Source organism: Cobetia sp. MC34, assembly GCF_018340035.1.
GTDB lineage: Bacteria > Pseudomonadota > Gammaproteobacteria > Pseudomonadales > Halomonadaceae > Cobetia > Cobetia amphilecti.
Genome location: NZ_JADPPY010000033.1, coordinates 13,850 through 37,323, shown reverse-complemented (window position 1 = coordinate 37,323; position 23,474 = coordinate 13,850). Strand labels below are relative to the sequence as shown.

18 protein-coding genes are annotated in these 23,474 nt (G+C 65.0%); 6 read left to right on the top strand and 12 right to left on the bottom strand.

The annotated features are described in order from the left end of the window. Nucleotides 1-361: 361 nt before the first annotated feature. The 4 genes from IZU87_RS14370 to IZU87_RS14355 all read left to right on the top strand — a co-directional run bounded on the left by IZU87_RS14370 (nt 362) and on the right by IZU87_RS14355 (nt 6,577). Entirely contained in the window at nt 362-1,126 is a 765-nt protein-coding gene (locus tag IZU87_RS14370; RefSeq protein WP_213114981.1) for a transporter substrate-binding domain-containing protein, read from the top strand. 348 nt (nt 1,127-1,474) lie between these two features. Then, a complete protein-coding gene (locus IZU87_RS14365; RefSeq protein WP_213114980.1) occupies nt 1,475-2,761 on the top strand; it encodes an efflux RND transporter periplasmic adaptor subunit in 1,287 nt (428 codons plus the stop codon). Further along, a complete protein-coding gene (locus IZU87_RS14360; protein WP_213114979.1) occupies nt 2,758-5,952 on the top strand; it encodes an efflux RND transporter permease subunit in 3,195 nt (1,064 codons plus the stop codon). The genes IZU87_RS14365 and IZU87_RS14360 overlap by 4 nt, the downstream gene beginning before the upstream one ends. A gap of 214 nt (nt 5,953-6,166) precedes the next feature. Continuing rightward, on the top strand, nt 6,167-6,577 hold the full coding sequence (locus IZU87_RS14355) for a hypothetical protein (RefSeq protein ID WP_213114978.1): 411 nt from the start codon (nt 6,167-6,169) through the stop codon (nt 6,575-6,577). A 130-nt stretch (nt 6,578-6,707) separates the two neighbouring features. Here IZU87_RS14355 and IZU87_RS14350 read toward each other — a convergent pair whose 3' ends face one another. The 5 genes from IZU87_RS14350 to IZU87_RS14330 all read right to left on the bottom strand — a co-directional run bounded on the left by IZU87_RS14350 (nt 6,708) and on the right by IZU87_RS14330 (nt 12,632). Then, on the bottom strand, nt 6,708-7,322 hold the full coding sequence (locus IZU87_RS14350; RefSeq protein ID WP_213114977.1) for a nucleotidyltransferase family protein: 615 nt from the start codon (nt 7,320-7,322) through the stop codon (nt 6,708-6,710). A gap of 32 nt (nt 7,323-7,354) precedes the next feature. Further along, entirely contained in the window at nt 7,355-8,380 is a 1,026-nt protein-coding gene (locus IZU87_RS14345; RefSeq protein WP_213114976.1) for an XdhC family protein, read from the bottom strand. A gap of 103 nt (nt 8,381-8,483) precedes the next feature. Then, nucleotides 8,484-10,868: a xanthine dehydrogenase family protein molybdopterin-binding subunit gene (locus tag IZU87_RS14340; protein WP_213114975.1), complete on the bottom strand. Its 2,385-nt coding sequence runs from the start codon at nt 10,866-10,868 to the stop codon at nt 8,484-8,486. Continuing rightward, complete coding sequence (locus IZU87_RS17760) at nt 10,855-11,448, bottom strand: (2Fe-2S)-binding protein (RefSeq protein ID WP_064503317.1); 594 nt, start codon at nt 11,446-11,448, stop codon at nt 10,855-10,857. Before IZU87_RS17760 ends, IZU87_RS14340 begins: the two co-directional genes overlap by 14 nt. 479 nt (nt 11,449-11,927) lie before the next feature. Next, nucleotides 11,928-12,632 carry a glutamine amidotransferase-related protein gene (locus IZU87_RS14330; protein ID WP_213114973.1) on the bottom strand — a complete coding sequence of 235 codons (705 nt, stop codon included), beginning with the start codon at nt 12,630-12,632 and terminating at the stop codon, nt 11,928-11,930. Nucleotides 12,633-12,850: 218 nt separating this feature from the next. Here IZU87_RS14330 and IZU87_RS14325 point away from each other — a divergent pair, with 218 nt between their 5' ends. Continuing rightward, on the top strand, nt 12,851-13,777 hold the full coding sequence (locus IZU87_RS14325; protein WP_213114972.1) for an MFS transporter: 927 nt from the start codon (nt 12,851-12,853) through the stop codon (nt 13,775-13,777). A gap of 9 nt (nt 13,778-13,786) precedes the next feature. Then, complete coding sequence (locus tag IZU87_RS14320; protein WP_213114971.1) at nt 13,787-14,038, top strand: hypothetical protein; 252 nt, start codon at nt 13,787-13,789, stop codon at nt 14,036-14,038. A 118-nt stretch (nt 14,039-14,156) separates the two neighbouring features. On the opposite strand, the gene astB is transcribed toward IZU87_RS14320, so the two are convergent. The 7 genes from astB to fabV form a co-directional block, all read right to left on the bottom strand. Then, nucleotides 14,157-15,503 carry an N-succinylarginine dihydrolase gene (astB, locus tag IZU87_RS14315; protein ID WP_213114970.1) on the bottom strand — a complete coding sequence of 449 codons (1,347 nt, stop codon included), beginning with the start codon at nt 15,501-15,503 and terminating at the stop codon, nt 14,157-14,159. 100 nt (nt 15,504-15,603) lie between these two features. Further along, nucleotides 15,604-17,103, bottom strand: a complete 1,500-nt coding sequence (gene astD / locus IZU87_RS14310; RefSeq protein WP_213114969.1) for a succinylglutamate-semialdehyde dehydrogenase — start codon at nt 17,101-17,103, stop codon at nt 15,604-15,606. Between the two features lie 151 nt (nt 17,104-17,254). Next, nucleotides 17,255-18,286, bottom strand: coding sequence for an arginine N-succinyltransferase (gene astA / locus IZU87_RS14305; RefSeq protein ID WP_213114968.1), 1,032 nt, complete (start codon nt 18,284-18,286; stop codon nt 17,255-17,257). Next, on the bottom strand, nt 18,286-19,347 hold the full coding sequence (locus IZU87_RS14300) for an arginine N-succinyltransferase (protein ID WP_043334469.1): 1,062 nt from the start codon (nt 19,345-19,347) through the stop codon (nt 18,286-18,288). The genes astA and IZU87_RS14300 overlap by 1 nt, the downstream gene beginning before the upstream one ends. Before the next feature lie 23 nt (nt 19,348-19,370). After that, nucleotides 19,371-20,591 (bottom strand): aspartate aminotransferase family protein, encoded by a 1,221-nt coding sequence (locus IZU87_RS14295; protein WP_043334420.1) that lies wholly within the window; start codon nt 20,589-20,591, stop codon nt 19,371-19,373. 156 nt (nt 20,592-20,747) lie between these two features. Beyond that, on the bottom strand, nt 20,748-21,749 hold the full coding sequence (locus IZU87_RS14290) for a GlxA family transcriptional regulator (RefSeq protein WP_172978721.1): 1,002 nt from the start codon (nt 21,747-21,749) through the stop codon (nt 20,748-20,750). A gap of 245 nt (nt 21,750-21,994) precedes the next feature. After that, a complete protein-coding gene (gene fabV / locus IZU87_RS14285; RefSeq protein ID WP_043334421.1) occupies nt 21,995-23,197 on the bottom strand; it encodes an enoyl-ACP reductase FabV in 1,203 nt (400 codons plus the stop codon). Nucleotides 23,198-23,474 lie beyond the last annotated feature (277 nt).

Sequence of the window (23,474 nt, the reverse complement as noted above, 5' to 3'; positions counted from 1 at the left end):
GACATGGCACCGTCGTTCGTTTTACCGGAACGACGCGAACGGTCTTATCCTCGATCGGTCAGGCGCCGGCCGCAGAAGTATCCGGCCAAGAAAAATGCCAGTCAGTGTTAACTGACTGGCATTACCCTTTGTAGGGCGCTTTTTTTATATCAGGATATAACGGCAGGAATTCATCTCGTTTAACGACCGTTTGAATTTGTCCATTGACCCTCTTCACCACAGCCTCGGTCTGGGCTAGTGTGGAGCCACTGGCATGACACGCCCCCTTATGTCCGCGGCTCAGACGGCTGGTGTTCAGGAAGGAGTGTCTGATGCCACTGATCAGCCAGTATGACCAACAACAATGATGGATGGGACTGACATGAAGAAGCTTCTGGGAATCTCCCTGCTGGGTGCAGCATTGATGGCCGGTGGCGCTCAGGCGGCCGAATCGCTGCGCATCGGCGTCGACGTGCCCTACGAGCCGATGGAATACAAGACGCCCAATGGTGAGCTGACCGGTTTCGATATCGAACTGGGCAATGCCATCTGCGCGAAGATCAACCGCGACTGCGAGTGGGTCATCCAGGCGTGGGACGGCATCATTCCCGGCCTGATGGCGCGCAAGTACGACGCCATCATGTCCTCGATGACCATCAATGAGGAACGCCGCGAGAAGGTGCTGTTCTCCGATACCTACATCACCCCGCCGTCCGCCTGGTTCGCCCCGTCCGACAGCGAGCTGAACGCCACCTCCCAGGAAGCCCTGGCTGACAAGGCCATCGGCGTGCAGCGCGGCACCCTGCAGGACAACTACGTCACTGATCTCTACGGCAAGAATGCCGAGGTCAAGCGCTACACCACCGCCGATGACCTGGTGCTGGACATGGAAGCGGGTCGTCTCGACATCGCCTTCCTCGACTTCCCGGTCGGCAAGTCCACCCTGATCGACGGCGGCAACGGCAACTACAAGGCCGTGGGTGAAGTGGTCACCGAGCCCAAGAAGTACTTCGGCGACGGCTTCGGTATCGCCATGCGCAAGCGTGACAAGGACCTGGCCGAGCAGATCAATGGCGCCCTGGCCGAACTGAAGGCCGATGGCACCTACGACACCATCCATACCAAGTACTTCGGCGAGAAGCAGTAAGGTCGCGTCAAGCGGTATGCCAGCCATGCCGTGATGCCTGCGCCGAGATGCCTGCACCGTGAGTTGAGCGGCAATAGACACAAGTGACATGTTCGACAACAAACCCCGTTGGCATCTGCCGCGGGGTTTTTGCGTTGAGGCAGTGTTCAGTGACATTCAGCCACCTGTCTTGTGACAACCCTGTCACGACCTGAACAGGGCCAATCGCTCAAGCGCATCACGTGGAAAGCATGCCATCTACACAATTGGTGCAATTTAAGCATCAAAGCAGTGTGTCTGATGGGACTTATCGATAATGCGCAGTCTCTCTAGGATGCCGTGCAACTCCTTCTGCAACGGTAGATTCCCATGTCGAGACTGAACTTACGTCCGGCGCGCCTTCCTCGTATCGCTTCTTCCCTGCTGCTGACCCTTGGCGGCCTTCTGGCGCTCAGTGCCTGCAGCGAGGGCAACAGTGAAGAAAACGGCAACGCGCAACAGACTCCCCCGACGATGGAAGTCGTCGCCGCCCAGTCGCAGCCGGTCGCGGCCTGGCATACCTATACCACACGTCTGGAATCACCCCAGCGCGTGCAACTGCGCCCACGCGTGAGCGGCGAAGTCGAAGAAGTGCTGTTCACCGAAGGCAGTCAGGTAAGCGCCGGCACGCCGCTGGTGCGTCTTGATCAACGCCCCTTCAAGGCCGAAGTTCAGCGTCTGGAAGCGGAAGTCGCACGCATCAAGGCTGAGCTGGCCAATGCCCGCAGCGAGTCCGGTCGCGCCGCCAGTCTGGTCAAGCGCAACCTGATCTCCCGCGAGGAAGCCGATTCGCGCAGCACTACCGCCACCGGCCTCAATGCACAGCTCAAGGGCGCCATCGCCCAGCTGGAGCGTGCCCGTCTGGATCTGGACTACGCCACCATCCGCGCCCCGATCGATGGTCGCCTGTCCAATGCGCGCATCACGCGTGGCAACACCGTGCAGGCTGGCCAGAGCGTGCTGACCACGCTGGTCGAGACCCGCCAGCTGGACGCCTATATCGACATCAGCGAACTGACCTGGAACCAGGACTTCGCGAACGTCAGCGCCGATGACCACCTGCCGGTCGAACTGCAGCTGGCCGGTCAGCAGGATTTCCCCTTCCACGGTGAGCTCGACTTCATCGACAACAGCGTCGATATCGATACCGGCACCCTGCGGATCGGTACCACCTTCAGCGCCGATGATGCCGCCCTGCGTCCGGGCGCCTTTGCACGCCTGCGTCTCGCCTCGCCCGAGATCCGGGATGCCGTGCTGATTCCGGAACGCGCCATCGGCACCGATCTGGACCGTCAGTTCGTGCTGGTGGTCGCCGAGGACAACACCCTCGCCTACCGCGGCATCACCACCGGCCCGCGCTTCGGCCCGCTGCGTGCCGTCACCGATGGCCTGGCCGCCGGTGACCGCGTGCTGGCCGCGGGGCCTGCCAAGGCAGGTCCGGGCATGCCGATCACCCCCAAGCTGGTCGAGATGCCCGATGACGGTGCCCTCAAGGCACTCGCCGCGCGTATCTCGCGCCTGCAGCAGCAGACCGCCCAGCCGCTGGATCAGGACAACGACCAGGACGCCGCGACACTGGCCGAGGCTGACCGTCAGGCAGCCGGAGGCCGTTCGTGAATATCTCCAGCTTCTTCATCAAGCGCCCGGTCTTCGCCGCGGTGCTGTCGATCCTGATCGTCATCTCCGGGATGCTGTCGCTGTTCCAGCTGCCCATCTCCGAGTATCCGGAAGTCGTGCCGCCCACCGTGGTAGTGCGCGCCAACTACCCGGGTGCCAACCCCGAAGTCATCGGTGCCACCGTCGCCACGCCGCTGGAGCAGGAAATCACCGGCGTCGAAAGCATGCTGTACATGGACTCCCAGGCGACCTCCGACGGCAACCTGACCCTGACGGTGACCTTCGCGCTGGGCACTGACCTGGACAAGGCCCAGGTGCAGGTGCAAAACCGTGTGGCCCGCGCCACGCCACGCCTGCCGCAGGAGGTTCAGCAGCTCGGCATCACCACCGAGAAGGCCTCGCCCAACCTGACGATGGTGGTCCACCTGACCTCCCCGGATGGCCGCTATGACCAGCTGTGGCTGTCCAACTACGCGCGCCTGAACCTGAAGGACAATCTCGCCCGTCTCGAGGGGGTCGGCGACGTGCAGCTGTTCGGTGCCGGCGAGTACTCGATGCGCGTGTGGCTCGACCCGGACGCCGTGGCGGCGCGGGGCCTGTCTGCCGGTGACATCATCAGTGCCCTGCGTGCCCAGAATCAGCAGGTCGCCGCCGGTTCCGTCGGTGCCCAGCCCTCGCCTGACGATAACCAGTTCCAGCGCCTGCTCAATGTGCGGGGCCGCCTGGAGAGCGCCGAGGAATTCGAGAACATCGTCATCCGTGTCGATGAAGATGGCCGCCTGACACGCCTGAAGGATGTGGCGCGTGTCGAACTGGGCGCCGACAGCTATTCGCTGCGCGCGCAGCTGGATGGCAAGGACGCCGTGGCGATGCCGATCTTCCAGCGTCCCGGCTCGAATGCCATCGCGCTGTCGGATTCCGTGCGCGAGAGCATGAGCGAGATGTCAGAGGCCTTTCCGGATGGCGTCAGCTACGACATCGTCTACGACCCGACGGTCTTCGTGCGCGGCTCCATCGAGGCGGTCATCGACACCCTGTTCGAGGCCATCCTGCTGGTAGTGATAGTGGTGATCCTGTTCCTGCAGACCTGGCGGGCCTCGATCATTCCGCTGATCGCGGTGCCGGTCTCGCTGATCGGGACGTTTGCGGTCATGCAGCTGATGGGCGTGTCGATCAATACGCTGTCGCTGTTCGGGCTGGTGCTCGCCATCGGTATCGTCGTCGATGACGCCATCGTGGTGGTGGAGAATGTCGAGCGCAACATCGAGCTGGGCCACTCGCCCATCGAGGCCACCCAGATCGCCATGCGTGAGGTGACCGGCCCGATCATCGCCATCGCGCTGGTGCTGACGGCGGTATTCGTGCCGACGGCCTTCATCAGTGGCCTGAGCGGTCAGTTCTATAAGCAGTTCGCGCTGACCATCACCATCTCGACGCTCATCTCGGCCTTCAACTCGCTGACGCTGTCACCGGCGCTGTCGGCTCTGCTGCTCAAGCCCCACGGTGCCAAGCCTGACTGGCTGACCCGCGTCATCGATGGCCTGTTCGGTCGCTGGCTGTTCGCGCCGTTCAACCGCGCCTTCAGTGCAATGGCCAACGGCTATACCGGCCTGATCAAGAAGCTGCTGCGCTTCGGTGTCATCGTCGGCCTGCTGTATGTCGTACTGCTCGGCGCCACCGGCAAGCTGTTCGACAGCGTGCCCGGCGGCTTCATCCCCGGGCAGGACAAGCAGTACCTGGTCGCGATGGCCCAGCTGCCGGACGCCGCCAGCCTCGACCGCACCTCCGAGGTCATCGACGAGATGCAGGCGCTGGCGCTGAACACACCGGGCGTGGCACACACCGTGGCCTTCCCGGGGCTCTCCGTGAACGGCTTCGTCAATGCCTCCAACTCCGGCATCGTGTTCGCGACCCTGGCGGACTTCGATGAGCGACAGTCGCCCGAGCTTTCCGGTCAGGCGATCGCCGCTCAGCTGAACCAGAAATTCGCGGGGATCGACGAGGCCTTCGTCGCCGTCTTCCCGCCGCCGCCGATTCTGGGCCTGGGCACTACGGGGGGCTTCAAGTTGCAGCTGCAGGACCGCGGCAACAAGGGCTTCGATGAGCTGTTCTCCGCCGTGCAGACCATCACCGCCAAGGGCAATGCTGACCCACGTCTGAGCAGTGTCTACTCCAGCTTCCGCATCCAGGTGCCGCAGTACGACATCGATCTGGATCGCGAGCAGGCGATGATCATGGGGGTGCCGGTGGAACGTGCCTTCGAAACCCTGCAGGTGTACATGGGCTCGCTGTACGTCAATGACTTCAACCGCTTCGGGCGTACCTATCAGGTGCGTGCCCAGGCTGAGCAGTCGGCGCGTCTCGACCCGGATGACATCCGCAACCTCAAGGTGCGCAGCGACAACGGCCGCATGATACCGCTGGGCAGCTTCGTCAAGGTGACACCGACCACCGGCCCGGACCGCGTGATGCACTACAACACCTTCGTCAGCGCCGATATCAACGGCTCACCGGCGCCGGGCGTCTCCAGTGATCAGGCCAAGGCCGCCATCGAGGAAGTGCTGGCCGACAACCTGCCACAGGGCATCGGCTACGAGTGGACGGAGGTGACCTACCAGCAGGTGCTGGCCGGCAACACCATGATCTACATCTTCCCGCTGGTGGTGCTGCTGGTATTCCTGGTGCTGGCCGCCCAGTACGAGAGCTGGTCGCTGCCGCTGGCGATCATCCTGATCGTGCCGATGACGCTGCTGTCGGCGCTGGCCGGCGTGTGGCTGACGGGGGGCGACAACAACATCTTCACGCGGATCGGCTTGATCGTGCTCGTGGCGCTGGCGTGCAAGAACGCCATCCTGCTGGTCGAGTTCGCTCGTGAGCAGCAGCATGAAGGTCAGAGTCGCCTGGACGCCGTGCTGACGGCCTGTCGCCTGCGCCTGCGCCCCATCCTGATGACATCGGTGGCCTTCACCGCCGGCGTGGTGCCACTGGTACTTGCCACCGGAGCCGGCAGCGAGATGCGTCAGGCGATGGGCGTGGCGGTGTTCTCCGGCATGATCGGCGTCACCGTGTTCGGCCTGCTGCTGACACCGCTGTTCTATGTCGGTATCCGCCGCCTGGTCGAGAAACGTGAATCGCATCAGGACACTGACACGCCGGGCAGCAATGGCGAGTCAGGCCGCCGCATTCATTGATACGACCACTGATACGGCCACTGAGCCATCCACTGATACGACCACTCTCCCGAGAGATCGAGAACAGGCAAACGCCACGGGGCGTCGCGGCTTCAGCAACCGTTGAAGCATTGACTCCCCGTTGGCAACACTGCCATTCCGTTCGTGGCATGTTTACTGCTCACGACTCTCGGCATAATGCCCATCAATATTTACCCACTCGGGAGCAGGTGCCATGTACGCCGATACCTTCAATGATCTGGCCCTCGAGGCCGAACTCGAAAACTTCGCGCACCGCTGGCTCTCCATGCTCAACCGCATGGCGCCTGCTATCGAACTGGCGGAACTGCTGGGCGAGGAGGCTTCCATCCAGCTGCTGGATGAAACCCTGACCGGCAGCGAGTACCTGGCCAATTGGGAGCAGCGTCGCAGCGAGCTGCTGGTCAATGGCCATGCACTCGGTTGGGTGCGTGCGCAGCGCAACAGCCTCGACAGCGCCACCCTGCGCATGGGCGGTGAGCACCGCGCCGCCATGCGCGATGGCAGCGTATTGCACACGCATTTCGACGCCGAGTGGGTGCTCGACCTGAGCTGGGGCGAGCCGCGCATCCAGAGCATCAAGCTGCTGGATATGCGCACGCTGTAACACAATACGCAGATAGCAAAAGGCCCCGTCACCTTTGAGTGACGGGGCCTTTTGCTATCTGAAGCAAGCCTGTTTCCAGCGCATGCGGTTCCTCGGCCTCAGTCATTCAGTTTCAGTTTCAGTTTCTGTCTCAGCCTCTGAGCCTCAGCATCGCTGGCGTGTCGATGTCGTGATGGATTCCGACATCACCGACTGCCACCTGACGCAGCGCCTCGCGATGTCGCGCGATCACCTCGCGCGCGCCCTCGCCGCCTTCAAGCGTCGCAAGCTCTGCCCACAGCGCCCGCCCGAACAGCACCGGATGCCCGAGGCCGCCCTCGCCTTCAAGCCTCGGTCGCACGATATGCACGCCATCGGCCTGAGCCTCGGCCCGAAGGACATGAAAGGTCTGCGCCGTGATCTGCGCCATGTCCGCCAGCCATACCGCCGCCACCTGCACATGTGCCAAACCAGCCTCATCACTGAGCTGACGGAAGGCATCGCCGAGACTGGCGCCGAGACCATTGCCCGCCTGCGGCGTACGCCAGATCCGCTCGGCATGCTCACGCGCGAACGCCTCTCCCAACAGTACGGCGGGATCATCGTCCTCACGCAGCAGCAGACGCCAGTCCACCTCACAGGACATGACCCGCGAAAGCGTCGCCATCAGCAGTGTCTGGCCATCCGCCAGACGCGCCCGACGCTTGTCACTGCCGAAGCGGCGACTCTGCCCCGCGGCCATGACCAGAATGATCGACTCATTCATGGGCGATCTCCCTGACTGCCCTCTGAGCGGCCTCACAGGCTCTCGCGAGCGCGGCCACGACGGATGCGCACGATATCGGCCATCACCGCCAGCGCGATCTCGGCCGGTGTCTTGCTGCCCAGATTCAGCCCGATCGGCATCACGATGCGCGCGATCTCCTCGGCGCTGAGTCCACCGCTGCGTGCCAGCCGCTCGGCGCGCGCCGTTGAGGTACGCAGCGAGCCCATCACGCCGATATAGAACGCGGGCTGGCGTACCGCCTCGATCATCGCCAGATCATCGATACGCGGGTCGTGGGTCAGCGCGACCACGGCGGTGGCGGCATGACAGCCGCCGGCGGCGATGAAGCGTGACGGCAGCTCACGGCGCAGGCTAACGCCCCCGAGCGGCGCCTTGCGGGCATCCCAGTCGGCCAGCACTTCCTCGCGCGGCTCGCAGATGATCACCTCGAAGCCGAGGCTGACGGCGAAGGCGGCGCAGGCTTCCGCCACCGGCGAGAGCCCCGCCAGCAGCAGACGCGCCACCGGCCCGACCCGCAGCTGATAGCCGCACGCCTCACCCGCGTGGCCCTTGAGTGGTTCGACCCGCTCCCCCAGCCCGCTGTCGTGCTGAAGCGCACGCGCGCCATCCCCCTCCAGCATCACCTGGCGCAGACGCGGCGTCTGGCCCTCGAGCGCCGCGCGCAACGCCTCGAGATGCGCGATGTCCGCATCACAGGCCGTGAAGCGCTCGACCAGTACGTCCAGAATGCCGCCACAGGGCAAGGCGATCCCCGCGCCCTGGTGGCCGCCCTCGCCATAGCGGATCACCTGGGCGGGCGCGGTGAACTCCCCGTCAGCCAGGCGCGCCAGAAAGTCTTCCTCGACACAGCCGCCGGACAGCGAACCACGATGCTGCCCATCGACACGCGCCACCAGCCAGGTACCCGGCTCACGCGGTGAGGAGCCGAAGGTGGCCAGCACCGTACATAGCCAGATCGGGCGCGCGGATGGCTCGCCATCTGCGGGTGCCAGCCAGTCGATCGCCTGATGGATCACTTCAAGATCAAGGTGTTGCATCAATAATCTCTCATATCAGAAGCCTGCGCCCGGCCTGAAGACACGAAACCCGCCACCCGGGCATGCCGGAGTGGCGGGTATCAGAGGCATTCACCGGGGAAGATCAGGCCTCGCTGAGCGCGGCCTTGAGCGCCGCCGGACGCATCGGCAGGTCACGCAGGCGCACGCCGACCGCATGCTGAATGGCGTTGGCGATTGCCGGTGCGACCACCGTGGTGCCCGGCTCGCCGAGACCGACCGGCATCTCGGTGCTGTCGACGAATTCGAGATCCATCTGCGGCACCTGATGCATGCGCAGCGGCTGGTAGGCGCCCAGATTCTGCGCCACCGGGCCGCCCTCGCGGTATTCGGTGCCTTCGTGCATCGCCATCGAGACGCCCCACAGGAGCGAGCCTTCCAGCTGCGCCATGGCACCATCCGGATGCGCCAGCGTTCCGGCATCGACCACGCTGGTCAGCTTCTCGAGCTTGACCTCGCCGGTGGCGCGATCGACCTTGACCCGTGCCACACAGGCCACCCAGGTCGGCATGCTGCGTTCCTGACCGAAGCTCAGTGCCACACCCATGCCGGTGTCTGCCGGCAGGCTGTCGCGCTCGCTCCAGCCGGACTTCTCCATCACGCGCTTGAGCACGTTGCGCAGACGCTCGGCACCGCCGGTGCTGACCGGCGCCTTGCCGGCGTTGCGGCCTTCGGCGTCCAGCAGCGCGAGACGGAATTCGGCCGGGTCCTGCTCGGCCGCCAGTGCCAGCTCATCGATATGCTGTTCGACCGCCCACAGCGTCCAGCCCGGTGCGACGGAGCGCAGGTAGCCGGGCACGAAGGCCTCGTGGGCGACCTTGTTCTGCTGCGCCCAGACACGCTGGGTGCCGACGTTGTACCAGTGGTCCGCGCCGCTGATGGAGAAGGAGTCCAGCTTGCCGCCACCTTCAATGGCTTCCGCCATGAAGGCCGGCATCAGGGCCGCCGTCGGCCAGCCGGCGGCGGCGGCGTGCTCGGAGGCCACGACACGCCCCTCGGCATCGAGACCGGAACGCAGGCGCTGCACCGAGGGCGAGCGCACGCAATCGAAGCGGCTGTCATCCGGGCGCGTGAAGATCATCTTCACCGGACGCCCCACGGCCTTGGAGGCCAGCGCTGCCGGCACGGCGTAGTCACCGTGCAGACGACGGCCGAAACCACCGCCCAGATACAGCTGGTGATGGGTGACCTTGCCTTCCTCGAGCTCCAGCGCCTTGGTGACCAGCGAGGTCAGCAGGGACTGCTGCTGGTTGCCACAGTGGATGTGCCAGTGGCCATCCTCTTCGTAGGCCAGCGCATTGGCCGGCTCCAGCGTGAAGTGCAGCACGCTTGAGGTGGTGAAGGTGGATTCCACCGTGGTGGCGGCATTCTCGAGCAGCGGTGCAGGGTCGCCCTGATCCACCAGCAGCGAGCCATTGTCGCGGCTCGGCGAGCTGACCAGACGCTGGCCCTCGGCCTGGATCGCCGTCTCGTCGACCTGATAGCTGTCGCCCTTGCTCCACTCGACCTTGAGCAGATCGGTGGCGCGCATGGCTGCCGAGAAGTTGTCGGCGATGACCGCAAGCCAGCCCTGGCAGATGCCGGACGGGTCCTTGAGTTCGATGGTCTGGCGATAACCGATGACCTTGCGGGCCTCGCTGTCATCGACGGCGGTGACCTTGCAGCCGAAGCGGCTCGGCGGCATTACCGGACGCGCATGCAATGTCTTGCCGACACGCGCCTCGATATCTGCCGGCAGGGTGTAGTCGATGCCGTAGACGGCCTGACCGTTGGTCTTGGGCGGCACGTCCAGCGCGTTGCCCCTGGTGCCCAGCACGCGACGCTCGGAGGCCGGCTTGAGCTCGATGGCCGCAAGCTCCTCCTCGGAGAAGCTGCGCTCCAGCCCCGCCGCGACGATCTCGCCATAGCTCAGCGACTGATCGCCACTGATGACGCGACCCTTGCGCGCCTTGCAGCTCTCGACCGCCACGCCCATCTGCTGAGCGCCCGCCTCGATCAGTGCGATACGTCCCGCCGCGCCGGCCTGTGACAGCGGCTGGTAGCTCTGGTGAACCGACCAGCTGCCGCCGGTGATCATGTAGCCCCACTTGGGGGCGCTGTCGACGTAATCGACCTTGACGCTGTCCCAGTCGGCTTCCAGCTCCTCGGCCACCAGACGCGCGAGGCTGGTGGCGACGTGCTGGCCCATCTCGGACTTGGTGATATGCACGGTGACGGTGCCATCAGTGGCGATGGCGTACCACATGGTCGGCTCGAAGGCCCCGGCGGACAGCGTCTCGCTGGCCGAACCCTTGCCGTCTGCCCCGGCGGCCAGCGCCGCGCCGGACACGCCGAAGGCCAGCATGGTGGAACCCGCCACACTGCCGATCAGGAAGCCACGCCGCGTGATACCGCCGCGGCTCGAGGAAGTCTTGTGCGCGGCAGCAAGCTCGCGCTGATGCGCGGCCAGCTTGTCATCAAACCTTGCCATGAGACGTCTCCTCGACAGCAGAATGGGATACGGTGCCTGCCGTGGCACGCGGATCGAAGGTGCCGACGCCGGCAGTCGCGGCCGTGGCGTCGGTCTGCTGACCGCTCACCTGGCTGGTGGCACGCTCATTGGCGATGGTGGCGGCACGCTTCACTGCGCGATGGATGCGCACGTAGGCCATGCAGCGACACAGGTTGCCGGCCATGGCGGCGGTGACCTGCTCATCGGTGGGGTCGGGCGTGTTCTTGAGAAAGTCGGCGGCCTGCATGATCTGGCCGGACTGGCAGTAACCGCACTGCGGCACCTGCTCCTCGACCCAGGCCTGCTGCAGCGGGTGGTCATCGTTCTCGGCCAGCCCCTCGATGGTGACGATGTCACCACCTTCGGCGGCCAGAACCGGCAGGACACAGGTACGCGCCGCTGTGCCGTTCAGGTGCACGGTACAGGCGCCGCACTGGGCGATGCCGCAACCGAACTTGGTGCCGGTCAGACCCAGGTGCTCACGCAGCACCCATAACAGCGGGGTTTGCGGATCGACCTCGAGACTGACGGCCTTGCCGTTCAGAGTGAAGTTGGCCAAGGGCTTCTCCTCAGGAGCATGAAGCAGGGACAGGATTGAGATACAGAGCTGGGATACAGAGCGGCGCGACGGCATGACTCGACATGGCGTCAGTAGACTGACGCTGCGTGTGTCCGGTGTCAGGGGGCGAACGGCACGTTGCATGTCGGGCAGGCTGCGCGATTGGCATACCCCGAATGGCGAAATTCTACAGGTCACGACTCAGCACCATGGTGCCAAACGGGAAACAGTGTAGTGTCGCGAGACCGGGGCATGACACCAGGCCGGGATATGGCACCCGCCATGGTAAACAGCGCATGTGACATGCATGACAGTATAGCGTTTCGCGGGGTGCGATCGGCAGTGGATTCCACGCAAGCCGGGCACGATTCGTCACCGATGCCTGCCGGCGCCTGATAGATGACAGTCCCTGCCGACGCCTGATGGCTGCTGCCCGTTGCTGACGGGGCGTGAAAAAAGCGCCCTGCGCTCGTCAGGCCTCAACGCCAGTGGCGAATGAAGGCCAGCATGCATTGCGTCATCACGGCGCTGTCTGGCGTGACACTCAGGGAGGCTTCGCCCTCGCGCACGCGATGTTCGCCAATCTGTTCGCGACGCAGCCTCATCAGGTCACGTGAGTAGGCGGAACTGAACTCGGGATGCCCCTGCACGCCGAGGCAGCTGCCCACCTCGATCAGATAGAAGGCACAGAAGGCGCTGTCCGCCAGCACCCGGGCATCGGCAGGCAGGACACTGACCTGATCCTGATGGCTGACGATGAGATCCAGCCCTGCTTGCGGCGGTTGCATCCAGGGGCGTTGCGCGCAGACACGATTGAACGACAGGCCGACACCCCAGCCGCGCGCATGTTTCTCCACCTCGCCCCCCAAGGCCCTGGCGATCACCTGATGGCCGAAGCAGACACCGACCAGCGGCAGCTTTGCCGCATGCACGCGCCGGACGAACTCACACAGTGTCGTGATCCAGGCGAGCCCATCATTGACGCCATGTTTTGACCCCGTGATCAGCCAGCCATCGCAGGCATCCAGCTGCTCGGGAAACTCGCCATCCAGGCAGCGCCAGACGCTGAGCCGAATATCCGGGTCGCTGCTAGTGAGCAGAGCCTGGAACATGGCGGGATAGTTGCCATGCCGCTCGATGAGGGCCGGATTGACGTCATCGCATTGCAGCAGACCGATATGCATCACTACTTCCTGAGATGGCGGGGTCGGCGACGTCCGCGGCACGACCATACGTGACAAGCAACGACTGCGCTGTCGCTTCTGCTACCGTCGTTGACGTATTCGGGATGCGCCCATCCATGAGAATAAAGTGGAATATAGAGACCAAGGTCTCAAGGTGATCTTCCGCCCACAGGCAGTGGAGTCCGCAGCACAATGATAACGACAGGGGTGGGCCAGACATGCAACTGAACTGGAAGGCAGCGATCGCGTTGGCAGCGCTGATTCTCGCCATCAATACCGGCGCGCGGCAGGCCATGGGCTTCATGCTGCCACCGATGGCCAGCGAAGTCACCTGGGGCATGGGGAGTCTGTCATTCGCGCTTGCCATCCAGAATCTGGTCTTCGGACTGGCCGCGCCCATCGCCAGCAAGCTGTCGGACCGCTTCGGCACGCTCAGCGTCTTCCTCGTCGGTAGCCTGTGCTACGCGGTCGGCATGGGCGTCACCGCCCTCTGGCCGACCCCGACGGTGTGGATGCTGGGCGCCGGCGTGCTGGCCGGCATCGGGGCGACCACCTTCCCGCTGGTGCTGGCTGCCGTCACGCGCGTGGTCCCCCTCCAGCATCGTGGCATCGGGCTGGGCATCGCCTCGGCCGGCGGCTCCTTCGGGCAACTGATCTACTCGGTCGCGACCCCGATGCTGGTGCTGATCGACTGGAAGATCGCCATGCTGGCTCTCGGCGCCAGCTGTCTGCTGCTGATTCCCATGGCCCTGCCGTTGCTGCGTCGCCCGCCGGCCGGCAGTGAGGCACCAGCGGAGGAGGATATCCCGAGCCAGGGCCCGCTGCTGCAGGACCGGCGCTTTCTGGCGCTCGCCGGCGGCTTCTTCGTCTGCGGCGTGCATGTCGCCTTCATCGCCACCCACCTGCCCAATTTCGTGGTCGCCTGCGGCCTGCCCCTGAACGTGGCCGGCAACACGCTGGCGATCATCGGCGCGCTCAATATCGCCGGCACCATCCTGTTCGGTGCCTGGGGCGGCCGCCGTCACCCGCCGCAGCTGTTGATGCTGATCTATCTGTGCCGCGCCGCGCTGGTGATGGCCATGGTCGTCATCCCGCCCAGCAGCATGCTGCTCTACGCCTTCGGCGCGATCATGGGCATTCTGTAGCTGTCGACGGTGCCGCTGACCAGTCAGGCCGTGGCGCTCTACTTCGGCCAGAAGCGTCAGGCCTTCGTGTTCGGCATGGTGCTGGCCGCTCATCAGGTCGGTGCCTTCCTGGGGGCCTGGGGCGGTGGTGTGGTCTATCAGCTGACCGGCAGCTACGACCTGCTATGGATCTCCAGCGGCATCTTCGGTCTGCTGGCCGCCATCGTGCACTGGCCGGTGCGCCGCGAGCCCACGCGCGTGATCCAGCCACAGCTGGCCTGAATCGCGCCACGGCATCCGCCGCTCACATCTCAGACCTCTGATCACATATCCACAACGACACAGCCCCCACCGGCGAGACCGATGGGGGCTGTGTCGTTCAGGACTTCAGCGAGGGCGATCAGCGCTGGAAGGCGTAGACATTGCCGACCTTCAGCAGCCGCGTCAGCTCATCCAGTGCCGCCAAGGTTTCCTCGGCCAGCTGCGGATCGGCAAGGTCTGCCGGTATCAGGCTGTCACGGTAGTGACGCTTGACCCAGTCACCCAGCTCGGCGTGCAGCGTATCGGTCATCATCACGCGCCCGGACAGCGCGGCGCGCTCGGCTTCGCTGAGCACCACGCGCAGACGCAGGCAAGCCGGGCCACCGCCATTGCGCATGCTCTGCTTCACGTCCTTGACCAGTACTTCGCCGATCGGGTTCGGGCCGGCCAGAATCGCGTTCTGCAGTGCGTTCCATACCGCCTCGTTCTCCTGGCACTCACCCGGCACCACCAGCGTCATGCTGCCATCGTCGTTGGAGAGCAGCTGAGAATTGAACAGATAGGAGGAGACGGCATCCTCGAGGCTGACGGCTTCCAACGGCACGCGGATCGGGATCAGCGGCGTGGACAGCTTGGCGCGAATCTCGTCAAGCACCGCCTCTTCATCGCGGAAGGCCAGCTCGTGATAGAACAGCACCGGGCCATTGCCCACCGCGATGACGTCGTTGTGGAAAACGCCGGCATCGATGGCGTCCGGGTGCTGCTGGGCGAATACCACCTGCTCTTCGCTCAGGCCATGCTGACGCGCGACGGCCTGACTGGCTTCCAGCGTCTGGCGCGCCGGATAGCGACGCGGTTCGACGCCATCACCGCCGAAGGCCTGGCGGCCATAGACATAGAGATGCACGCCCGGCCCGCCGTGGCCATCGCACAGCCGCGTATGGTTGGCGGCGCCCTCATCGGAGAAGGCCGGCGTCGCGGGCAGCGCGGGGTGATGCGCGAAGTGGCCCTCGTCGGCGAAGATGGCGCCCAGGATGCGCCCGGTGGTCGCGGGCTCCAGGTAGCGGTGGAAGCTGGATTGCAGGTTGGCCGGCGTGAAGTGCACGCGGCCATCTCCGCTGTCGCGCGACGGCGTGACGGTGGCGGCGTTCGCCGTCCACATGCTGGAGGCGGAACACACCGCGCGCAGAAGCTGCGGGGCCTGCTCGCTGGCCGCCTTCAACACCTGGGCGTTGCTGCCGGTGAAGCCGAGGTCGCGCAGTGCGCCAAGGTCCGGGCGCTGCTGCGGCAGCAGAATCCCCTGTGCATAACCCAGATCCGCCAGCGACTTCATCTTGTCGAGGCCCTGCAGCGCGGCTTCGCGCGGGTTGGAGGCCAGCCCGCCGTGGCGCATCGAGGCCACGTTGCCATGCGCCAGACCGGCGTAGTTGTGGGTCGGGCCGACCAGGCCATCGAAATTGATCTCTTGATACAGGGTGTCGGACATGAAGGTCTCCTGCCACGACGCCTTGCCAGCTCAGCAAACAGGCACGGCGGGCGTCGTGGTCAACAATGGGTAAGCGGCAGCGGTGCCCGAACGGACGGCCTTACAGACGGATACCGGCCGGCAGGTTCGCGGGCAGCGCCAGCTCCTCAGCTTCCATCGAGGCGACCGGATAGCTGACATAGTCGGCGGCGTAATAGGCGCTGGGGCGATGGTTGCCGCTGTCGCCGATGCCACCGAAGGGCGCATCGCCGGAGGCGCCGGTGGTCTGGCGGTTCCAGTTGACGATGCCTGCGCGAATGCGCAGCAGGAAGTCGTCCCAGTCAGCGCGATCGCCCCCGATCAGCCCGGCCGAGAGGCCGTAGCGGGTGTCATTGGCCAGCGTGATGGCGTCGTCCCAATCGGCATAGCGGTGGATCTTGAGCAGCGGACCGAAGAATTCCTCGTCCTCGAGCGCAAGGCCGGTGACATCGATCAGCGCCGGGCTGAGCAGACTGGTGCCCTCTTCCACCTGCTGCATGCGCACGATGACGTTGCCGCCCAGCGCTTCGAGATCGTCCTGCGCCTTGAGCAGCCCCTCGGCCGCGGCGAGGCTTGCCAGGCCGCCATAGAAGGGGGCGTCCTGCGCGAACTGCCCCGCCACCCGCAGCTCGCGCAGTGCCGTGGCCAGTGTCTCGATCAGACGATCACCGACCTCGCCCTGCGGCACGATCAGGCGTCGCGCACAGGTACAGCGCTGACCGCCCGAGGCGAAGGCCGACTGGATGATCGCCAGCACCGCGGCGGCTTCATCCTGCACATCGCGCACCACCAGCGGGTTGTTGCCACCCAGCTCCAGCGCCAGCAGCTTGCCGACCTGACCGGCGAACTGACGGTGCAGCAGCTTGCCGACCTTGGCACTGCCGGTGAACAGCAGCCCATCGATGCCCTCGGACTGGGACAGAGCCTGGCCGACTTCCGCCGCGCCCTGCACCAGATTGATCACGCCGGCCGGCAGGCCCGCGGCCTCCCAGCACTGCAGGGTGAGATCGGCGGTAGCCGGGGTCAGCTCGGAGGGCTTGAACACACAGGCATTGCCCGCCAGCAGCGCCGGCACCATGTGGCCGTTGGGCAGATGACCCGGGAAGTTGTAGGGGCCGAAGACGGCCATCACGCCGTGCGGACGGTGGCGCAGGACTGCCTGGGTGCCCGCGACATCCTTGGCGCGCTCGCCGGTACGCTCGTGATAGGCCTTCACCGAGATCGCGATCTTGCCGATCATCGCGCCGACCTCGGTGCGCGCTTCCCACAGCGGCTTGCCGGTTTCGCTGGCGATGCTGATCGCCAGCGCTTCGCGATGCTGCTCCAGCTGATCGCGGAAGCGCTCCACCACCGCCAGACGCGCCTCGAAGCCCAGGCGCGCCCAGGCCGGGAATGCCTGACGCGCTGCCGCGACGGCCTGCTCGACCTGCTCGGCAGTGGCAGCGGCGCCCTGCCACAGAGGTGCGTGGGAGACGGGGTCGGTCTTGGTGAAGGATGCGGCCTCACCCGCTTGCCACGCGCCGTCGATGAAGAGCTGTTGACGCACGTTGAGTGTGACGGGAGTTGAATTCGTAGTGGTCATGGCATGCCTCATCGAAAGGGCGCGCCGCGCGAGCGACGCTGAACAAGAAGTAACGGGGCAGTTGGCGATCTGCCCCGCTGATGGCAAAAGGACGCAAGGCGGTGTGCGCCTGCGAGATGGCGCGAAGAAGCGGATGCCCGTGGCGGACGCTTCAGCCGGCCAGCACGCGCAGCGTGTCACCGCCGGTGACGCCGAGGCGTTCGGCCTCATCACGGTGCAGACGCACATGGCAGGCGCCGGAGTCGTCCCGGGTGACGTCGTGGCTGATCCAGCTGGCACGGAAGTCGGCCATGCCGGTGGTGGCGGCCATGACGGCGGGACGCTCGCAGGCCGGGGCATCGGACGCGATGACCTCGACACTCGCCAGTTGGCTGTCACGCACGGCACGCACATCATCGATATAGGCCTCGACCGTCGGGCCGCCATCGAAGATGTCGACGTAGCCTTCCCAGCGCAGCCCTTCCTTCTTGAGCATCGCCACCGCCGGTCGGGTGTGCTCATGCACCTGCCCGATGGCAGCCCGCGCGGGCTCGGAGAGAAACGGCGTATAGATCGGGAACTTGGGCATCAGCTCGCCGATGAAGCTCTTCTGGCCCATGCCGGTGAGGTGGTCGGCCTCATTGAAGTCCATCGGGAAGAAGTGGCTGCCCAGACACTCCCAGAACGGGCTGCGCCCTTCGGGCGTGAAGACACCGCGCATCTCGGCCAGCACCTTGTCGGGGAAGGCCACGCGGAACTGGGCCATGAACAGCCAGCGCACCTTGGAGAGCAGCGCGCCGTTGCGGTCCTTGCGCCAGCCCTCACGCAGGAACAGCGAGCAGACCTCGGCATCGCCGGTGTGATCGGAGCACAGCGTCAGCGTATCCAGGGTGCGATGCAGATCGAGCTGCACCGAGGAGTGCGCCAGCGAACCGAGACGGTAGTGATAGAACGGCGCATCGGTGCCCACGCAGGCCTCGATGGCACAGCAGCCCGCGATGCTGCCATCGCGATCATCCTCGAGCACGAAGAAGTACAGGCGATCATCGCTGGGTTCGCGGCCCTCGAAGGCGGCCAGGGTGCGCTCTATCTTGGCGCTGAGAAACTCATGATTGTCCGGCAGCGAGGTGAAGCCGACACCGGTTTCCCGCGCCAGTACCTTGAGGCCTTCGATATCATGTCGAGCGATAGGACGAATGCGCATTACAACTCTCCCTCATCCATCGTCGGCAATGGCATCGGCACGGCAAGCACCGCACGCCCCTCTTCCACACCCAGCACCTCGGCCTGCTGCGGCGTCAGCATCAGCTGGCCGGTCGGCGTCAGGGCATAGCGCGCCAGCACGCAGCGGAAATCGCCGAGACGCTGGTTGGCCACCATCGCCGGCACCGCATCCGGCAGGCTTTCCTGCGGACGGATACGCACCGGATGCCAACCGCACTGCTTGAAGGTGTGCAGTCGCTCGCACTCCGCCAGCAGCAATGGGCCGGCATCGAAGATGTCGACATGACGCGAGCGCGAGAAGCCCTCGGCGAGCATCTCCTGCATGGCGTACTCATGACGCGGATTCTCACGCCCGATGGCGGCGCGCGCCTGGGGCGTGAGCAGCGGCAGATAGAGCGGGAACGGCGGCATGACCTCGGCGATGAAGCTCTTGGAGCGCACCCCCGCCATCTGATTGATTTCATTGAAATCACGATCAAAGAAGTGCTGGCCGACGCTGTCCCAGAACGGACTGACCTGGCGCTCGTCGCGTGTTTCCAGATAGCCCGGGAAGGCCACCGCCAGTTCGGTGGCGAAGCGTTCCGGGTACTGGGCGATGAACATCAGGCGTGCGCGGCGCAGCAGGCTGTCCGCATCCGTCTCGCGGTAGCGAGCATCCAGCGACAGCGCGCACAGCAGTGTGGCATCCGACACCTCATGCGACAGCGACAGCGTCTGCACTTCGTGGCGCACATTGAGCTGCTGCGAGGCGTGGATCAGCGTTTCCTGACGATAGGTGTAGTAGGCCTCCCGCGCGCCAGCCTCGGCGCGCAGCGAGGCGGTACCGACCACTTCGCCAGTGTCGAGATCTTCCAGCACGAAGCAGTAGATCTCGTCGCCGGGGAAATCGATCTCGGCTCGCAGGCTGCGCTGGGAGCGCAGAATGCGCTCCTCGAGGCGGTCACGATGTGCCGGTAGATTGGTCAGGCGAGGCGTGGCCGTGGCCGCGAGCCGCTCGAGGGCGAGCAGATCGCGGCTTTCGGCAGGCCGCACCACCAGCATCGGGGCACTGCTCATGGCGCTGCTCATGCAGATGCAGAGGCGGCGACGAAGTTCGCCACGGCGCGGTCGAGCTTGTCGAGACCGCTCTGGATCTCTTCTTCGCTGATCACCAGCGACGGCGCCAGACGCAGCACGTCAGGGCCGGCGATCAGCACCATCAGGCCTTCTTCCATCGCCAGGTTGAGAATGTCCTTGGCGCGCCCTGCGTAGTCCGGCGCCATCTGGGCGCCGATCAACAGCCCCATGCCACGCACTTCCTTGAAGACACCGTGACGCTTGGCGATGCCTTCCAGGCCGTTGCGCAGCAGCTGGTGGCGGTGCGCGACACCGTCGAGGGTTTCCGGGGTGTCGATGGTCTCGAGCGCCGCCAGACCCACGGCACACGCCAGCGGGTTGCCGCCGTAGGTGGAACCGTGAGTGCCGATGGCCATGGCCGGTGCGATGCGATCGGTGGTCAGCATGGCGCCCAGCGGGAAGCCGCCGCCGATGCCCTTGGCGGTGGTCAGGATGTCCGGCACCACACCGAAGTGCTGGTAGGCGTACAGGTGGCCGGTACGCCCGGCACCGCTCTGGACTTCATCGAAGATCAGCAGCGCATCGTGCTGGTCGCACAGCTCACGCAGTCCTTCGAGGAATGCCTGCTCGCCCGGAATGATGCCGCCCTCACCCTGCAGCGGCTCGACGATGATCGCGCAGGTGTCATCGCCCATCAGCTCGCGCACGGAGTCGAGATTGTTGAATTCGGCGTGCTGGATACCGCCCGGAATCGGCCCGAAGCCCTGGGAGTACTTTGGCTGGCCGCCGACGCTGACGGTGAAGAAGGTGCGGCCATGGAAGGACTGACGGAAGGAGATGATCTTGTCCTTCTTCTCGCCATGGGTGTCGTGGGCGAAACGACGCGCCAGCTTGAGGGCGGCCTCGTTGGCTTCACCACCGGAGGAGCAGAAGTAGACCTTGTCGGCGAAGGTGCGCTCGGTCAGCGCCTTGGCCAGCGCCAGTGCCGGCTCGTTGGTATAGACGTTGGACAGGTGCCAGACCTTGTCCGCCTGGTCCTTGAGCGCCTTGACCAGCGCCGGGTGGCAGTGACCCAGCGAGGTGACGGCAATGCCACCGGCGAAGTCGATGTACTCGCGACCTTCCTGATCCCACAGACGGCTACCCTCACCGCGTACCGGAATGGCAGCCTGGGGTGCGTAGTTGGGCACCATGGCATGGTCGAAATCGGCACGGGTCAGCTGGGTCATCGTCTCTTCCTCATCGCGGGGTCTTGGCATGGCCGGCCGATGATCGGCAAGCCACGGGTCATGACACTCGAGTATAGGGAGGCGAGATGACAAAGACTTTCAGCGAAAGGACGACGACTTATGTCAGGAGGCGACTTTTGTCATCCAGGGAAGGTGTCAGGCCTGCAGCATGAGACGTTCGTCGCGGGGGCTGCGCCCGAAATGGTTGCGAAACGCCGTGGAGAAGTGAGCGGCGCTGGAAAAGCCGGTGGCCAGCGCGATCTCACCGATCGGCTGATCGCTCTCGCGCAGCAGCTGACGCGAGCGCGCCAGGCGGAGATCCAGATAGTAGCGGCTGGGCACCGCCTGCAGATGCTTCTTGAACAGCCGCTCCAGCTGACGCCGCGAGATGCCGAGGTGCTCGCCGATCTCGTGGGTAGAGAGCGGCTCCTCGATATTGGCCTCCATCAGCGTCACGGCCTCCACCAGCGGCTGGGGCGCATGGGCGAAACGGTTCTTGAGCGGCACGTGCTGCGGCTCGTCCGCCAGCCGGATACGCTCGCAGACGAAGTGCTCGGAGACCTTCTCGGCCAGCGCGCGGCCATGCTGCTGGGCGATCAGCGTCATCATCATGTCCATCGCCGCGGTGCCACCGCCGCAGGTGACACGGTCACGGTCCAGCTCATAGAGCTGATGGGAGACGTTGACTTGCGGGAAGTCGCGGCGGAAGGATTCGGCGCGCTGCCAGTGAATCGTCGCACGATAGCCATCGAGCAACCCGGCGCGAGCCAGCTCACGAGTGCCGGTGGAGATGCCGCCCAGCATCACGCCACGCTCGGCCAGACGCTTGAGCCAGGCCAGCAGCGCGGGATTCGAGGCCACCTCCTGCAGGCTCGCCTCGCCCGCCGGCTGAGCACCGCACACGAACAGGGCGTCCAGATGGCGCGAATCACTGGCGACCAGACTGTCCGGCGAGAGACTCAAGCCCGCCGCGGACGCCACGCCACGCCCGTCAAGCGCGAAAGTGACGGCCCGATAGAGTGTCTGCCCCGCGAGCTGATTGGCCACCTGCAGCGGCTCCAGCGCACAGGCCTGGGACAACAACGAGAAGCCGGGCAGCAGCACGAAGCCTATCTGGCGTTGCTGGGCCTGGGGGGAAACCAGTGAATCCACGGGCATGAGTGTGAGTCGAGGTCCGTCGCGTGAGGGTGGCGCCATATTGTGCCATGCCTCTGGCACTTGTGCCTGGCCCGGACTGGAATGACGCTCGAGATGAGGCCACCACACACGACGACGCCACCCCGAAGGATGGCGTCGTCAGTGCTCAACATGCAGTGCTCAGCGGGCAGCGCTCAGGTCTCAGCGCTCAGCGAGCTGCCAAGACCTCTGCGCTTATGCCGAGGCGCGCTTATATTGAGGCGCTCTTACATCTGAACGACATCGAACTCGACATCGGTGGCGACATCGGCATCGTAGTCGACGTCGTCACGGGTGAAGCCGAACAGCTTCAAGAATTCCTGCTTGTAGCTGGCGTAGTCGGTGATGTCGAACAGGTTGTCGCTGGTGACCTGCGGCCACAGTTCCTGACAGGCCTGCTGGACGTCGTCCTTCAGCTCCCAGTCGTCGAGACGCAGACGACCGGACTCGTCGGTGGCGATCTCGCCTTCGCCGTAGAAGCGCTCGGCGTAGAAGCGGTTGAGCTGCTCGATGGTGCCTTCGTGCAGGCCCTTCTCCTTCATGATCTTGTAGACCATGGAGATGTAGAGCGGCATGACCGGGATCGCGGCACTGGCCTGGGTGACCACGGACTTGAGCACGGCCACGTGGGCACGACCGCCCTTGGCGGACAGCTTCTCGTGGATGCTGCCGGCGGCGCGGTCCAGATCTTCCTTGGCGCGACCCAGCGCACCGTGCCAGTAGATCGGCCAGGTGATCTCGGTACCGATGTAGCTGAAGGCGACGGAGCGGGCGCCCTCAGCCAGCACGCCGGCGTCGTCCAGCGCCTGCATCCACAGCTCCCAATCCTGACCCCCCATCACGGTGACGGTATCTTCGATTTCCTGCTCGGTGGCCGGCTCGACCTCCGCTTCGATGATGGTGTCCTTGTTGGTGTCGATGGCAGTCGCGCGGTAGGTCTCGCCGATCGGCTTGAGCACGGAGCGCTTCACTTCACCGCTGTCCGGCAGCTTGCGCACCGGAGAGGCCAGCGAGTAGACGACGAGGTCGACTTCGCCCATATTGGCCTTGATCAGCTCGATGGCCTTGGCGCGTGTCTCGTGGGAGAAGGCATCGCCGTTGATGGCCTGGCTGTAGAGGCCTTCCTGCTTGGCGAACTTGTCGAAGGCGGCAGAGTTGTACCAGCCTGCGGTGCCGGCCTTCTTCTCGGTGCCCGGCTTCTCGAAGAACACGCCCAGGGTATCGGCGCCATAACCGAAGGCTGCCGTGATGCGTGCCGCGAGGCCATAGCCACTGGAAGAACCGATCACCAGCACCTTCTTCGGACCACCGTCACGCTTGTCACCGACTGTCTTGCGGGTGATGGCGATCTGCTCGGCGACATTCTGCTCGCAGCCCTTGGGATGTGTGGTGGTGCAGATGAAGCCACGAACCTTGGGTTTGATGATCACGTAAAGAACCTCGTTTGCTGTTGGCCCGGCGTGTACCCGCCGATGCGATACTCGCTTCACCCTGACAGCAGGCAATGGCCGTCCTTGGGTGGTGAAGCGTATCGTGAAATAGGGCGTTCGAATCCCGTAAAGCAGGCTCAGTGCCAGCTCATGGGCGCTATTCTAGCGGCTGTCGGCGACGCTGTCCGCCCTGCCGTCATGATCCGCCATCTACCTGCATATCACTGGAGCCAGCCGCGGCGGCTGCCGTATCATGTAGGCCTTTTCACGTACTGCC